At 39.9% G+C, this 14303-nt stretch carries 12 protein-coding genes; 5 read left to right on the top strand and 7 right to left on the bottom strand.

Annotated elements, in window-relative coordinates:
• Positions 1-12: 12 nt before the first annotated feature.
• A complete protein-coding gene (locus EMK97_RS11470) occupies positions 13-1464 on the top strand; it encodes a TrkH family potassium uptake protein (protein ID WP_130602292.1) in 1452 nt (483 codons plus the stop codon).
• 100 nt (positions 1465-1564) lie between these two features.
• Here the strand turns inward: EMK97_RS11470 and EMK97_RS11465 are convergent, their stop codons facing one another.
• The 5 genes from EMK97_RS11465 to def all read right to left on the bottom strand — a co-directional run bounded on the left by EMK97_RS11465 (position 1565) and on the right by def (position 8830).
• Positions 1565-4459: a TolB family protein gene (locus EMK97_RS11465; protein WP_130602290.1), complete on the bottom strand. Its 2895-nt coding sequence runs from the start codon at positions 4457-4459 to the stop codon at positions 1565-1567.
• 121 nt (positions 4460-4580) lie between these two features.
• On the bottom strand, positions 4581-5957 hold the full coding sequence (gene trkA, locus EMK97_RS11460) for a Trk system potassium transporter TrkA (RefSeq protein ID WP_130602288.1): 1377 nt from the start codon (positions 5955-5957) through the stop codon (positions 4581-4583).
• Between the two features lie 38 nt (positions 5958-5995).
• Entirely contained in the window at positions 5996-7291 is a 1296-nt protein-coding gene (rsmB, locus tag EMK97_RS11455; protein WP_130602286.1) for a 16S rRNA (cytosine(967)-C(5))-methyltransferase RsmB, read from the bottom strand.
• 7 nt (positions 7292-7298) lie between these two features.
• A complete protein-coding gene (gene fmt / locus EMK97_RS11450; RefSeq protein WP_130602284.1) occupies positions 7299-8282 on the bottom strand; it encodes a methionyl-tRNA formyltransferase in 984 nt (327 codons plus the stop codon).
• A gap of 35 nt (positions 8283-8317) precedes the next feature.
• Entirely contained in the window at positions 8318-8830 is a 513-nt protein-coding gene (gene def, locus EMK97_RS11445) for a peptide deformylase (RefSeq protein WP_130602282.1), read from the bottom strand.
• A 115-nt stretch (positions 8831-8945) separates the two neighbouring features.
• On the opposite strand from def, the gene EMK97_RS11440 reads away from it, so the two are divergent.
• The 4 genes from EMK97_RS11440 (at position 8946) to EMK97_RS11425 (ending at position 12457) form a co-directional block, all read left to right on the top strand.
• Positions 8946-10079 carry a LysM peptidoglycan-binding domain-containing protein gene (locus tag EMK97_RS11440; protein WP_130602280.1) on the top strand — a complete coding sequence of 378 codons (1134 nt, stop codon included), beginning with the start codon at positions 8946-8948 and terminating at the stop codon, positions 10077-10079.
• 70 nt (positions 10080-10149) lie between these two features.
• Positions 10150-11286 carry a DNA-processing protein DprA gene (gene dprA, locus EMK97_RS11435; protein ID WP_130602278.1) on the top strand — a complete coding sequence of 379 codons (1137 nt, stop codon included), beginning with the start codon at positions 10150-10152 and terminating at the stop codon, positions 11284-11286.
• Positions 11287-11295: 9 nt separating this feature from the next.
• Complete coding sequence (locus EMK97_RS11430) at positions 11296-11769, top strand: DUF494 family protein (protein ID WP_130602276.1); 474 nt, start codon at positions 11296-11298, stop codon at positions 11767-11769.
• A 130-nt stretch (positions 11770-11899) separates the two neighbouring features.
• Entirely contained in the window at positions 11900-12457 is a 558-nt protein-coding gene (locus EMK97_RS11425; protein ID WP_130602274.1) for a DNA topoisomerase family protein, read from the top strand.
• A gap of 49 nt (positions 12458-12506) precedes the next feature.
• Here the strand turns inward: EMK97_RS11425 and EMK97_RS11420 are convergent, their stop codons facing one another.
• Both EMK97_RS11420 and purE read right to left on the bottom strand, forming a co-directional pair.
• Entirely contained in the window at positions 12507-13658 is a 1152-nt protein-coding gene (locus tag EMK97_RS11420) for a 5-(carboxyamino)imidazole ribonucleotide synthase (RefSeq protein ID WP_130602272.1), read from the bottom strand.
• A 9-nt stretch (positions 13659-13667) separates the two neighbouring features.
• Positions 13668-14150: a 5-(carboxyamino)imidazole ribonucleotide mutase gene (gene purE / locus EMK97_RS11415; RefSeq protein WP_130602270.1), complete on the bottom strand. Its 483-nt coding sequence runs from the start codon at positions 14148-14150 to the stop codon at positions 13668-13670.
• Positions 14151-14303: the final 153 nt, after the last annotated feature.

Genomic DNA, 14303 nt, shown 5'->3' with positions numbered 1-14303 from the left:
TAAGAAAGCAAAGTGCAATATAAGAACATAATAAGAATATTAGGATTACTGGTGGCATTACTGAGCGTTACTATGTTGCCGCCAGCATTAATATCTATGCTTTATCGAGATGGTGGTGGTGTACCCTTTCTTATGGCTTTTCTTTGGTGTTTATTTACCGGTTTAATTGCTTGGTACCCTAACCGTAATGAAAAAACAGACTTACGAGCACGAGAAGGCTTTTTAATTGTTGTCTTGTTTTGGCTAGTATTAGCAAGCTTTTCCGCGATCCCGTTAATGCTACTAGAAGAGCCAAATTTATCAAAAACAGATGCTTTTTTTGAGTCATTTTCTGGCTTAACTACTACCGGGGCAACCATACTTAATAATATTGAAGCATTGCCGCACGCGGTATTGTTTTATCGTCAGCAACTACAATGGCTTGGCGGTATGGGGATTATCGTTTTAGCAGTAGCTGTATTACCTATGTTAGGTATTGGTGGTATGCAGCTTTATCGTGCTGAAACGCCAGGCCCTGTAAAAGATTCTAAAATGACGCCGCGGATTGCCGATACGGCAAAACACCTCTGGTATATTTATTTAGGCCTAACAGTGGCTTGTGCTTTTTCTTACTGGTTAGCTGGCATGTCAGTGTTTGATGCTATTTGTCATTCGTTTTCTACGGTGGCTATAGGTGGTTTCTCTACCCATGATGCCAGTATGGGGTATTTTAATAGCCCAACAATTAACTTGGTTTGTGTGTTCTTTTTAATTATTGCTGGCGTTAACTTTGCCCTTCACTATGCGGTTTTACAAAGTAAGTCATTGAAAAATTATTTTTATGACCCAGAGTTCAAAGTTTTTATCGCAATCCAAGTAGTGCTTACCTTAATTTGTTTTACCGTTTTAATGGCGACTGGTACTTACCAAGATGCTGATGTTGCATTAGATCAGGCGTTATTTCAGTCAGTTTCTATAAGTACTACAGCAGGCTTTGCCACCACATCATTTGCTGATTGGCCAACATTACTACCTATTTTATTAATATTTTCTAGTTTTATTGGCGGTTGTGCTGGTAGTACTGGTGGCGGTATGAAGGTTGTTCGGGTGTTACTGCTGTACTTACAAGGTCTACGTGAGTTAAATAAGCTAGTTCACCCTAAGGCAATATTTAGTATTAAATTAGGTAAAAAAGTGTTGCCCGATAGGGTAGTTGAAGCGGTTTGGGGCTTTTTTTCAGCCTATGCAGCGGTGTTTGTTATTTGTATGTTGTTGCTTTTAGCCGCAGGAATGGATGATATAACCGCTTTTACCGCCGTTGCAGCTTGTATTAATAACCTTGGCCCTGGTTTAGGAGAAGTCGCCGCTAACTTTTCTAGCATTAGCGATATGAGTAAGTGGGTACTTATTATGGCAATGTTATTTGGTCGTTTAGAAATATTCACTTTACTGGTGTTATTTACGCCAGCATTCTGGCGTTCATAACAGTTAAACGTAAGCATTTCTTCTAGTTTATAACAGTTAGAAGTTGTATATACAAAATGGTTATAATGTATGTACAACCTAATCTATATTGTTGATTAAACTACCATTGGTGACTTAAACCTATCCAACCTTGAGTTTCTGACTTACTATTTTCAGGGTTAACTTGAGCAATACCTAAGTTAAGTGAAATATTATTGATGCCGGTAAAACCAAAGCTGCCATTAACTGTGCCGCTAATACCATAGCTGTCGATTTGTTCTTGCTCATTCATATCATGTCGGCGATAGAATAGCTGGCCAAACTCAAAGGGTATATAGGCCTGATAGCTTTGGTAGTCATTGCCAATTTGTTGATAAAAGGCGAGTTCTGGCGTTAATTTCTTATTTAGATGAGCTTTATTTTGCATTAAGGTGGAGGTGTAGCCACCAAGCGATAAAATATTACCAGCATCTTTCGAGCGTTCAGCCCAAGTGTAGCTAAAGCCTAAGCCGAAGTTATTAAAGTGACCATTGATATCGATAGAGCCGTTTGACCCTTGATAACTTGATGCTTGATTATCTTGATCGCCCAGCATAAATTGCCCAGTAAAGCTTTGTTTTATTCCCCAAGTTTGCTTATCTAGCGACCAGTGTTGTCTAAAACCCGCTGAAAGGTAATAACTATCTTCTTTTGCTAAGGTTTGGTATTTAGCTTGGACAAAGCTATCGATAGCAAAGGTGTCATAGCTGAATGGGTAGCTGGCTTCTACAAAAAGACCTTTTTCTTTGATTTTGCCAAACGCTAATGCATCCGAGTATTGTTTGTCAGTTTTAAGGTCAAATTGGTAGCCATGAGCCAACAGTTTGACCGGCCAGCCTTGCCAACGTACTGTGCCAGCGTAGCCGGAAAGAATGTTATCAAAGACATCCTGACTAATATTTACCTGCCAATCAAAGCGCTCTAATATATCTCCGCTTTTATAGCCTAACTCAAACATGCTACTACTTGCTGAATAATAACTTTCGCCTAAGGTAATAGTGCCTTCTTGTGGGCCAACACCGTAATTTGAATTTTCACCAAGTGTTTCATCTACTGCCATGCTAGCATCAGCAAGTAGGTATTTTGAAGCCTGTTTTTTATTAATATTTGTTTTAATTGTAGTGTTAGTTATTGCAGTCTTTTCTACTTCGGCTAAGTTAACTTGATAAATATCAGGGCCATTAGCTGAAATAGCTAAATGTAGTAAGTTGTTTTGCTTATCTAAAGTAGGCCAAGTGACAGCTTGCTCGCCTGAACTTATGGCAGATAGGTTATTGTTAGCGATATGGTATTGATAAAGCTTAGTCATGCCATGTTTACCAGCAACATAGTAAATATATTCACCATCTTTAGACCACTCAGGAAAAGACAAATACTGGTAGTCTGTTGGTAATGGTATGGCTAATTCTTCATTTGTATTAAGATCTTTAACTCTCAATGCCCATTTATTATTGAGGGTACTAACAAGGTAAGCAAGCTCAGTGCTTTCAGTTGGCTTATTTGTTGGTTTAAATCGTGGAAAATCATAAACCTGATTAGTACTTGCGTTAGTGATTTCTTCGATTACCGTGCCTTTATTATTATCAGCTAAGCTGACTCTAACCAATTGAGACTGCCCGTAACGACTACGCTCAGCAATAATCGATTGACCATCTGGGGCGATATCAAAGCGCCTTAAGTTTTCACCACGAGTTAATTGCGTTACTTGATTATTAGATAACTGCCAGATAATTAAGTCTTTATGAAACTCATTTTTGCCATTTAAGCTGGTTGAACCAAAAATAATGGTGTCATCATTAAGCCAACGTGGGTTTTTAATACCTCGTTGGTTGGTTTGGTTAAGCGTAAACAGCTGTTTTCGCTTAAATACCTCGGGGGCTTTGTCAGCAATATCTAGGGGATCTTTGGCTAATAGTTCTTTGGTGTTTTTTTCAAACTCTTTAGCTTTTTCAGTATTTTCTTTAGTGCTATATATGTTAAGGGTTACTTTAGCTTTACCATCTTTAATTTCGGTTTCAACAACGGCTAATTGCTCTCCGCTAGGGTTTAGTGTTGGTGCGTCAACATAACCGGTTAAATCCATCCAAAGCTTTGAATCTAAGCTGGAGAATTGCGCTTCTTTTGTCATGGCTTTATAGGTGTATTCGGCGACAAAGCGTTGATAAAGGTTTTTTGCCGAGTCAGGAAAAACACCGTTAAAGGCTTGATGGAAAGTTCTATTTTTAACGGCTGACCAACGTGTCCATACCGCATCAAGTGTTTCTTTGCCGTAGTTTTCTTCTAGCCATGTTAGGTAACGTACACCAACTATATAAGCCATTGAGCCTGACATAAAGTTATCGTCTGCATTACTGAGTTGCTCATATGAGGGCAGAGCGCCTTGGCGGGCAAATTGCTGCAAAATGGCTTCAACCTGGTTATTGAATAATCGGCCTGTACCTGTCATTTGTGATTCCAGCAAGGTTGCATAACCTTCAGCTACCCAACGCTCACCTTTTATCTGGCTAGCTTCGTAAATATCAAACCAGTTACTGATATTATTTCTTAGTTTGGAGCGACTTTGTTGCGCGAGATGAACTAGATGTACATATTCATGCAATACCAATATTTGCTGCCAACTGGTAGCGTTGGCAATAATACTGTCAGACAGTGGCGGGGTAGTAAAAAGCGCCATGTAAGGCTTATTGCTCAGTGGTACAGCAAAACCATTAGCAGAGTTATAGGAGTCGATTATATAAGCATCAACTTTTTCTTGTAACACTCGACCTTGTTGCTGTTTTACTAATTTTCTTACTTGCTCTAGCTCGCGAGCACTTGATAATGCCCATTGCTTGTAATTTTCGGTGTAATGAACGCGGAAGTTTTCGGTTTCAAAGGTTTGCCAGTTATCGCTATTGTTGGCGAGTTGCGCATGCGATGAAAGTGATAAACCTGATAATGCCAGTGTAATAGCAGAGAGAGTGTTAGTGATTTTCATAAAATCCCTGTCATGACTTTAATGAGTATAAATCACTATTATTACAGCTAACTAACCTAAAAATAAGCAATTAGCTGTAAATAAGTATGTCTGGCGAACTAGGTGATAAGCACCCTAGTTGTTAGAAATAAATTGCGCTAACTTGGAACAGCTTTTCTACATCACTAATATATTTCTTATTTACTAAGAATAATATAACGTGATCTTCTTCACGAATGAGTGTGTTGGAGTGGGCTATTAATACTTCACTGCCGCGAACTATGGCGCCTATGGTTGTACCCGGTGGTAATTTAATTGATTTAATTGCTCGGCCAACTACTTTTGATGACTTTTCATCACCCTTGGCAACAATTTCAATTGCTTCTGCTGCGCCACCGCGCAAGCTGTAAACATTATCTATAGTACCTCTACGAACATGGGTAAGCAGGGCTGAAATGGTTGCTTGTTGTGGTGATATTGCAATATCTATAGTGCTGCCATGCACTAAGTCGATATAGGCATCGCGTTGAATAAGTACCATGGTTTTGCGTACACCAAGTCTTTTCGCTAGCAGTGATGACATAATATTAGCTTCATCATCGTTAGTGACCGCAATAAAGACATCAAACTGTTCGATGTTTTCTTCTGTTAGTAACTCTTGATCAGAAGAGTCACCTTGAAACACTAAGGTTTCATTGAGCTCAGAAGTGAGTTTTTCTGCACGTTTGCTATTGCGCTCAATCAGTTTAACTTGATGGTTTTTCTCTAATATTCTTGCAAGGCCTGCACCGATATTACCACCGCCGGCAATCATGATACGCTTATAAGCAGGCTCGAGTTTTTGTAGCTCATTCATTACTGCGCGAATATGAATACTGGCAGCAATAAAAAATACCTCATCGTCTGCTTCAATCACGGTAGTGCCTAATGGCCTGATAGGTTTGCCATTTCGATAAATGGCGGCTACTCGCGTATCAACATTAGGGATATGATCTTTTAAAGTTGATAAAGCATGACCAACCAGTAAACCACCATAATAGGCTTTTACGGCAACTAAACTAACTTTACCTTCAGCAAATTCAAGTACTTGCAGCGCACCAGGGTAATCAATCAAGCGCGCAATATCACGAGTAACTAGCTGCTCTGGGGCGATAACATGGTCAACAGGAATGTGTTTTTTGTGAAACAGTGCTTGTGAATGCTTAAGTACCTGATTTGAGCGAATACGGGCAATTTTTTTATGAGTGTTAAATAAAGAAGAGCATATTTGACAAGTGATCATATTGGTCGCATCGTCACTGGTTACCGCAATGACCATATCGGCATCTTCGCCACCAGCATTTCGTAATACTTCCGGGTAGTAACCTTGACCAGTGACGACTTGCAAGTCCATTTTATCTTGCAAGTTGCGCAATTTTTCTGCATCAATATCAACAACTGATATTTCATTGTTCTCACCGACAAGGTTTTCAGCTAAGGTGCCACCCACTTGTCCTGCGCCCACTATGATTATTTTCATTTGTTATTTTTATACTCGTTTACATGCTTAGGTTATGGTTAAGATGCTTTTTTAATGAGTTTGGCATAGTAAAAACCATCCATATTGCGCTCATCAGGTAAAAGTTGCCAACCAATGTCATCATCACTTTGAGCAATTGCTAATAATTCGGCATCAGCAGTTTGTTCAACAAAGTGCTTAATTTGCTCACGGTTTTCTTCAGGTAAAATACTACAAGTTGCATAAAGCAAAGTACCACCGGGCTTAAGCAAAGACCATATGTTTTTTAATATTTGCTGTTGTAACTCCACTAGTGTAGAGATATCTGATGCTTTTCGCAGCCACTTTATATCTGGGTGACGTCTTATAACACCTGTGCCAGAGCAGGGGGCATCAAGTAAGATGCGATCAAACATTTCACCTTGCCACCAATCTTTACTTGCAGCATCGCCGGCGATAATATTTGCCTTCAAATTCAACCTGCTTAGGTTGTCGCTTACGCGTGTTAACCTGTCTTGTTCTATATCTATGGCGGTCATAGATTGAATTTGCGGTGTTTGTTCAAGTATATGGCAAGTTTTGCCCCCAGGTGCTGCGCAGCAGTCAAGAACAACATCGCCAGCTTGGCAATCTAATAGACGAGCTGCTTGCTGTGCGGCAGCATCTTGAATTGACACCCAACCTTGTTCAAAGCCCGGTAGCTTAGTAACCTCAACCGCTTTTGTTAATTCAATTGCTTGGCTGAATTTATCAATGTTTTTTATTTCTATATCAGCATTGGTTAATAAGGCTTGATAATCCTCATAACTATTTTCCTGCTGATTAACCCTTAACCACATAGGTGGTTTTACCTGGTTTGCTTGCAATATTGCTTGCCAGTTTTTTGGGTAGGCCGCTTGTAGCTTTTTAATAAACCAACCGGGGTGATTAAAACGTACTGCATCAGCAAGCGCTTCGTCTTGTGTTTCATTTTGCTGCTGACGAACAAAGTTTCTCAATACGCCATTTACCAAGGCTTTCATATGACGATTTTTCAATGCTGATGTTGCCGCAACGGTTTCGCTAACTGCGGCGTGATCGGGTACACGCATATATTTAATTTGGTAAACGCCAACTATGATAAGAAAGTGAAAAACTCGTTGCTTACCTGTTAGTGGCTTTTGCATAAGTTGCCGAACATCATGCTCTAGCTCAGGTAAATAACGTATTACCCCATAGCAAATTTCTTGAAGCAGTCCTTTATCCTTACCTTCAAGCAAATCTTGTTTTTTAGGTAGCTCATCACTTAAGCTACGGCCTTGATCAATAACACTAAAGCAACATTTTGCTGCTAATGCTCTAATATTCTTCGCCATAAGCTTATTAGCTCACTCCGTTAATATGTTGACCAGCGACAAACCAATCGGCACGACCATTAAGAATATCAGCAACTGCTAATGGCTTTTTTCCAGGTAGTTGTAGCTCAAGTAACCGTAGTGCACCAGATGACGTAGCCACTAAAATACCAGTTTTATCTGCCGATAAAATAGTGCCTGCAGCTTGGTTGTGCTTGTTGTCTTCGGCTTTAGCTTGCCAAATACGTATACGGTGCTGTTTGCCATTTGCTTCTTGGTAAGTGAACTGTGCTACAGGCCAAGGTATATAAGCTCTTACTTTACGTGATAATTGTTGTGCATTTAGTTGCCAATTTAACTCAGCTTCAGCTTTATCAAGCTTTTGTGCATAAGTAGCTAGTTCATTATCTTGTACTTGCGCTTGCTCTTTCGAATTAAAGTCAGCTTTAGCCATCATAGCTAAAGTATCGAGTAAGGCTTCTGGTCCAAGTACGGCAAGCTTTTCATAGATAGTGGCACTGGTATCATTGTCCTCAATAGCACATTCTGCTTTAAGCAACATAGCACCAGTATCTAAGCCTTTATCCATTTGCATAATGGTAACGCCAGTGATTACATCACCAGCCTCAACAGAACGTTGAATTGGTGCTGCGCCTCGCCATTTAGGTAATAAAGAGCCGTGTACATTGATACAGCCAAGTTTAGGGGTATTTAAAATCACTTCTGGCAGTAATAAACCATAAGCAACCACTACCATAACGTCGGCATTATATTGAGCCAATATCTCTTGGGAATCAGTTTCTTTGAAGTTAATAGGTTGTTCAACCGGCAGGTTATGCTCCATTGCTAATTGCTTAGTTGCGCAAGCGGTGAGTTTTTTGCCTCGGCCAGCTGGTTTATCTGGTGGGCAATACACAGCAACAATATTGTGTTCAGATTGGATCAGCGCGGCTAAATGCTTGGCGGCAAAATCAGGGGTGCCAGCAAAAATAATATTTAGAGGTGTAGACAAAAGGGGAATCCTATATTTTGTTAGTGTGCATTCACTTACTTGTTTTTAGCTAATCTTGCTTCTTTCTCTAGCTTAGCTTTTATTCGTTGACGCTTTAATGGCGATAAATAATCGACAAATAAAACGCCATTTAAATGATCAATTTCATGTTGAACGCAAATGCTTTGTAGGCCTTCAGCTTGTAAGGTAAACTCTTTGCCGTCTCGATCTAGCGCTTTTACTGTGCATGTTTCATGACGATCAACTTTGGCGTATGTGCCGGGTACAGATAAGCAGCCTTCTTCATTAATTAGCGTGTCATCACTGCTGGCAATAATTTCAGGGTTAATAAAGACCAGTGGGCTGTTGCCATCTTCTGAGGTATCCATTACAAATATGCGTTGGTGAATATTCACCTGAGTTGCTGCAAGACCAACGCCTTTTTCGTCATACATAGTTGCTAACATATCGTCTATAATAGTAGCTGTAGCGTCGCATATTTCTGTGACGGGTTCGGCTTTGGTTCTTAATCTAGGGTCAGGGAAACGTAAAACGGTTAAAATTGTCATAATTTAATAAAAGAATTAGCGATAATTCATCTAGAGTGTTATGTTCTAATTTTAGCCATTAAATTACATTAATCATAGTGCTTTACAGTAAAAGCATTAAAAAGGAATGAGCTCTATGCTTAAAAAAATAATACTATCGCTATCAATATTGTCTTGCCCTTTGCTTTCATTAGCTGATCAAATAAAACTAAATGAAGATGCGCCAAAAACTTACTTGGTAGAAAAGGGTGATACATTATGGGATATTTCGGCAGTTTTTCTTGAGCAGCCATGGCTATGGCCACAATTGTGGCGTTTAAATCCAGAAATAAATAACCCACACCTAATTTACCCAGGCGATGTATTAAAGTTAGTAATGGATGACAAGGGTGAGCCAATGCTTATTGTTGACAATACTGATGCTGATAAAGTTGTCACGCCAGTAGCTACGCCAAAAGAAAAGGCGAGTTTTAAATGGTCACCTAAAGCACGTAAAACCATGAAGGACAAATCAGCCGTTGAGTTATTGCCGTTAGAAGTTATTGCCCCTTACCTTAAATATGACCATTTATTTACTGAACAGCAATTAAGTGAACTTCCGCATATTATTGGCAGTGATGAAGGTTATCGAATGACCATTGATGGCTTTAAAGTGTATGTAAATAGTGATTTAGATTTAGCTCAGACTTACGCTATTTATGACCAAGGTGAAGAGTTATTTGATCCTGAAACAGAAGAGTCTTTAGGCTTTTATGTTAATTTGGTTGGTACAGCACAAGCTATTCGCACCGGCAATATGGCTGATAGTGAACCTGCTACCATGAAAGTTACTTCGGCAAAAAGAGAAATTCATGCTGGTGATTACGTAGTACCTGTTAATAAAGGACAGATGTTACCATCTATCTTTACCATGAAAGCTGCAAATGATTCATTACGAGGCGCTATTGTAAAAGCGTCGAGTGATAACCGAGAGTTTGGTAAGTTAGAAGTGGTCATGATCAACCGTGGCGCTAATCATGATGTCACTGTTGGTGATGTTATGGCAATAAAACGCCCAAGCCCTGCAGTATTAAAAACGGCAGATGGGCCAAAATACAAAGCTGAAGCACCGCGTTGGAACCGCATGTTAAGTGATGAGTCAGATTATAAAATGCCCGAAGAAGAACTGGGTGAACTGATAGTTTTTAAAGTGTTGGATAAAGTCAGTATGGGCTTAATTCTTCGAACTGAAAAGCCGGCACGATTAAAGGATATAATCACTGCACCATAACCTAAATAAAGGCTAGCGAGTATTAAATACAGCTAGCCTTTTTTAATGCTTGTTCTTAAGGAGAAGACAAGTGCATAAAACGGATATTCACTATTGGCTAGCGTTAAAGCTAATTCCTCGCCTTGCGGTTCATAAAAAGCTAGCTTTAGTTAAAAAGTTTGGCTTAGAAACACTATTTGAACAGCCTTCTGTATTAACTTCATCGCATGGTTTATCAGTTAAACAACTCTCAAGGTTTCATCAGCCTGACTGGCAAAAAGTTCAGCAAATTATTGATACCAGCAAAAACTGCAGCAGTGAAATTATAGGTTACAACCATAGCGCTTATCCTAAACTACTTAAGCAAATTTATGATCCACCCTTAGTACTTTTTGCTCAGGGTAATACTCAGTTATTGAATCAAGCTCAGTTAGGCATTGTTGGTAGTAGAAATGCAACTGAATCAGGAAGAGAACAAGCATGTGTATTTGCTCAAGGTATGGCGCAGAGTCATATTGTTGTCACCAGTGGTTTGGCGCTCGGTATCGATGCTGCTGCCCATAAGGGCGCGTTAACATATGATGCCAGCACTATTGCTGTTGTCGCGACAGGTTTAGATAGTATATATCCTGCTCGACATAACCCCTTAGCGAAACAAATATTGGCACAGCAGGGGTTACTTATTAGTGAGTTTGTCCCGGGCACACCAGCACGGGCAGGGCACTTTCCAAAGCGAAATCGAATTATTAGTGGTATGAGCCAAGGAGTTTTGGTGGTAGAGGCAACATTAAAAAGCGGATCATTAATTACCGCTCGCTGCGCTTTAGAGCAAAATCGAGACGTTTTTGCTGTACCAAACTCGATTTATAATGAGCAGGCTAAAGGTTGTCATTGGTTAATTAAACAAGGCGCTAAACTTGTTGAGGATTGTGCCGATATATTAGAAGAGTTAAACCTCGATGAGAATTCTAGTCTACACTTAAAGCAAGAGAGGCAAGAACAACTCAATTCGCAACTAATTCAAAACAAAGAAGAAGATAAAATAATTCCACAAAAGGACTTGTGCAACGATGCATTGTTGGCTAGTGTGGGGTTTGAAGTCACTCCCGTAGATAGAGTGGTTTCTCGAAGTAAGCTTCCCATAGAGGAAGTACTCACTCGATTAACAGTGCTTGAGCTTAGTGGTCTGGTATCTGCGGTACCTGGAGGCTACCTTAGAGTAAAATAGGGGCTAGTTATGTTTGATATCTTGATGTACCTTTTTGAAAACTATATTCATAGTGAAGCTGAAGTCATGGTTGATCATGACGTTCTTACCGATGAACTGACCCGCGCTGGATTTCATCAAGATGAAATATATAAGGCACTAAGCTGGCTTGAAAAGTTAGCTGCATTGCAGGACAGTGATGCCTATCCTTACCTTACCCGTGTTGGCAGTCGCTCTGTTCGTATTTATACACCAGAAGAAATGCAGCTGCTTGATACACAAAGTCGTGGCTTTTTGCTGTTCTTAGAGCAAATCAATGTGCTTGATTTCACTACTCGTGAAATGGTGATTGATAGAGTTATGGAACTTGATACCAAATACTTCTCAATGGATGATTTGAAATGGGTTATTTTAATGGTGCTATTTAATGTACCAGGTAAAGAAACTGCCTATTCGCAAATGGAAGATTTGATATTCGAAGAGCAAGAAGGCCCATTGCACTAAATCACATTACCTGCACATTCCTGATTCTTAGTCGGCAGTGGTTTGTTATTACTGTTGATTAAGATCTTATTGTTTGGCTATTGGATATGGCATAATAGCGTTATTATTGTCCGAGCTATTGTTTAAGTTCATGTCAAAGTCAGATAAGCCTTTATTTAGTCATCACGAACATGCTTTAGAAAAAGAGTACCAAGTGTGCCCGGAATGTGGCTCTGAGCTCACAATTAAGCACGGCAAGTCAGGTTCATTTTTTGGCTGCGCCAACTACCCTAACTGTCAATATACACGTCCAGTGGTTGAGCATGAGAGGGTTGAGGATAAAGTGCTTCCTGGCAGTGAATGCCCTAAATGTCAGCATAACTTAGCGGTTAAGCAAGGTCGCTATGGTATGTTTATTGGCTGTAGTAATTTCCCTCAATGTGACTATATAGAGCATGATGAAGCACAAGCTGAATTAGAAGTTGCTTGCCCTAGTTGTAAAAAAGGTCAGCTAAAAGAAAAAAATAACCGCTTTGGTAAGAAATTCTATGCTTGCGATTGTTATCCCAAGTGTAAGTTTGTTGTTAATCACCAGCCAGTCGAAGGGGAGTGCCAGCAATGTGGTTTTCCTTTATTGTTGAAACGTAATATGGCTGCTGGCGTAAAGTATCAGTGCGCTAATAAAAAGTGTTCAGCGATGCAAAAATAAAAAAGACGCGAAAAGCGTCTTTTTGGTGGTTACTTTATAGCTTTTAGCCTTACTTTTGTTTAGCTAAATACTCTACAGCAAAGTCATGCAGTTCAGGAAAGCCAGCTTTTGGTAATAATTCAGCAATTGCCAATAACCTTTGCGCTAACTCTTGTTTATTATCTGCGCTGACATTAATGTGTCCCATTTTACGGCCTGCGCGTTTCCCCTTGTTATACCAATGCATGGTAACACTTGGGATGGCTAGTACGTCATTTGCTACTGAATCTTCGCCGATAATATTAATCATAGCTGTTGGACGAACTAATGCAGTACTGCCTAAAGGTAAATCACAAATAGCACGTAAGTGATTTTCAAATTGGCAAGTGTCAGCACCTTGTTGTGTCCAGTGACCTGAGTTATGAACTCGAGGGGCAATTTCATTTACTAATAATTGCTCACCTACTTGGAAAAATTCAATCGCTAAAACACCAACATAATTTAGCTCTTCTGTTAGTGCTTTAAATACCTTGCCAGCTTGTTTTTGCAAAGCTTCATTAACAGGTGCTGCAACTGAAACACTGAGTATTCCTTGAGTGTGGTGATTTTCAGTGAGTGGGTAAACGGCAATATCACCATTTTTCCTACGAACGCCTACTAAAGATACCTCGCGATCAAAAGGAACCATTTGCTCGGCAACAATACCTTGAGTCTCTTTTGCTTCAGCTAAAAATTGCGCCATATCTAGCCAAACCGCTTCGGCATCACTTTTATCTTTTAAGCGCCATTGTCCTTTGCCATCATAGCCTTCTAGTGCGCTTTTAAAAATAATAGGCAGAGAGAGTTTTTCAATCGCTGCATCAAACTCGGCCTTATTATTGACAAAGCAATGTTTGGCATTAGCGGCTTGAGCTGATTCTAGTAGTGCTTTTTCTAAGCGTCTATCACCACCAATTTTTATCGCGTTACTGCTCGGGAAAAGCTTTCCTGATTGCTCACATTCCGCCAAAGTATCATGAGCAACATGCTCAAACTCCGCAGTAATCACATCAGCATTGGCAATACCTTGTGCTAAATCGCCATATTCGTGCTCAGGGCTGATAGGTTGAACCACTTTGTGGCTTCTAACATCAAATGCTTTGACATCAAGATTTAAAGGTGTACCAGCTAGCTCCATCATTCGAGCAAGTTGACCGGCACCAAGGACAAGAACTTTATTCATGAGTGTCGCTTATTCTGCTGGGTTAGGGTTGTCTAAAATAGTTTGTGTTTGTTCGCTTCTAAAGCGCTCAACATTTTCTTGTACTTGCGCATCAAATGTGCCGATAATTTGTGCGGCAAGTAAGCCTGCGTTTGCTGCCCCAGCTGTACCTATAGCTAATGTACCTACGGCAATACCTTTTGGCATTTGTACTATTGAAAGTAATGAATCTTGGCCGCTTAGCGCTTTAGATTGCACCGGAACACCCAATACTGGCAGGCTTGTGTATGCTGCTGTCATGCCTGGTAAGTGTGCGGCACCGCCAGCACCACCAATAATTACCTTAATGCCTCTATCTTTTGCACTTTCGGCATATTCAGCCAATAGGTGAGGTGTACGATGAGCAGAAACCACTTTGGTTTCATACTTAACACCTAATAAATCAAGCATTTCTGCTGCATGTTGCATTGTTGGCCAATCTGATTTTGACCCCATGATGATACCTACTGTCATGAATTTTCGCCCTTTGAAAATGTGTGATGTTCTTTAAGGTAGAACAAGATTAGTAAAGAGGGCTGCAATTATAACCTTGTTTAGCGCAATACGGAATGATGACTTTTCTATGAGTTATACCAATTGAATTAACTATTTGATCATTCAGCGAGA

It is taken from the genome of Litorilituus sediminis, from assembly GCF_004295665.1.
GTDB lineage: Bacteria > Pseudomonadota > Gammaproteobacteria > Enterobacterales > Alteromonadaceae > Colwellia > Colwellia sediminis.
Note: the sequence above shows the minus strand (reverse complement) of the source record. Positions and strands in the feature narration are given on the sequence as shown.

What these genes read in the sequence shown, in the direction of transcription:
- EMK97_RS11465 (WP_130602290.1), bottom strand. Translation starts at nt 4,459, where the DNA reads ATGAAAATCACTAACACTCTCTCTGCTATTACACTGGCATTATCAGGT.
- trkA (WP_130602288.1), bottom strand. Translation starts at nt 5,957, where the DNA reads ATGAAAATAATCATAGTGGGCGCAGGACAAGTGGGTGGCACCTTAGCT.
- EMK97_RS11420 (WP_130602272.1), bottom strand. Translation starts at nt 13,658, where the DNA reads ATGAATAAAGTTCTTGTCCTTGGTGCCGGTCAACTTGCTCGAATGATG.
- def (WP_130602282.1), bottom strand. Translation starts at nt 8,830, where the DNA reads ATGACAATTTTAACCGTTTTACGTTTCCCTGACCCTAGATTAAGAACC.
- EMK97_RS11430 (WP_130602276.1), top strand. Translation starts at nt 11,296, where the DNA reads ATGTTTGATATCTTGATGTACCTTTTTGAAAACTATATTCATAGTGAA.
- EMK97_RS11440 (WP_130602280.1), top strand. Translation starts at nt 8,946, where the DNA reads ATGCTTAAAAAAATAATACTATCGCTATCAATATTGTCTTGCCCTTTG.
- rsmB (WP_130602286.1), bottom strand. Translation starts at nt 7,291, where the DNA reads ATGGCGAAGAATATTAGAGCATTAGCAGCAAAATGTTGCTTTAGTGTT.
- EMK97_RS11425 (WP_130602274.1), top strand. Translation starts at nt 11,900, where the DNA reads ATGTCAAAGTCAGATAAGCCTTTATTTAGTCATCACGAACATGCTTTA.
- purE (WP_130602270.1), bottom strand. Translation starts at nt 14,150, where the DNA reads ATGACAGTAGGTATCATCATGGGGTCAAAATCAGATTGGCCAACAATG.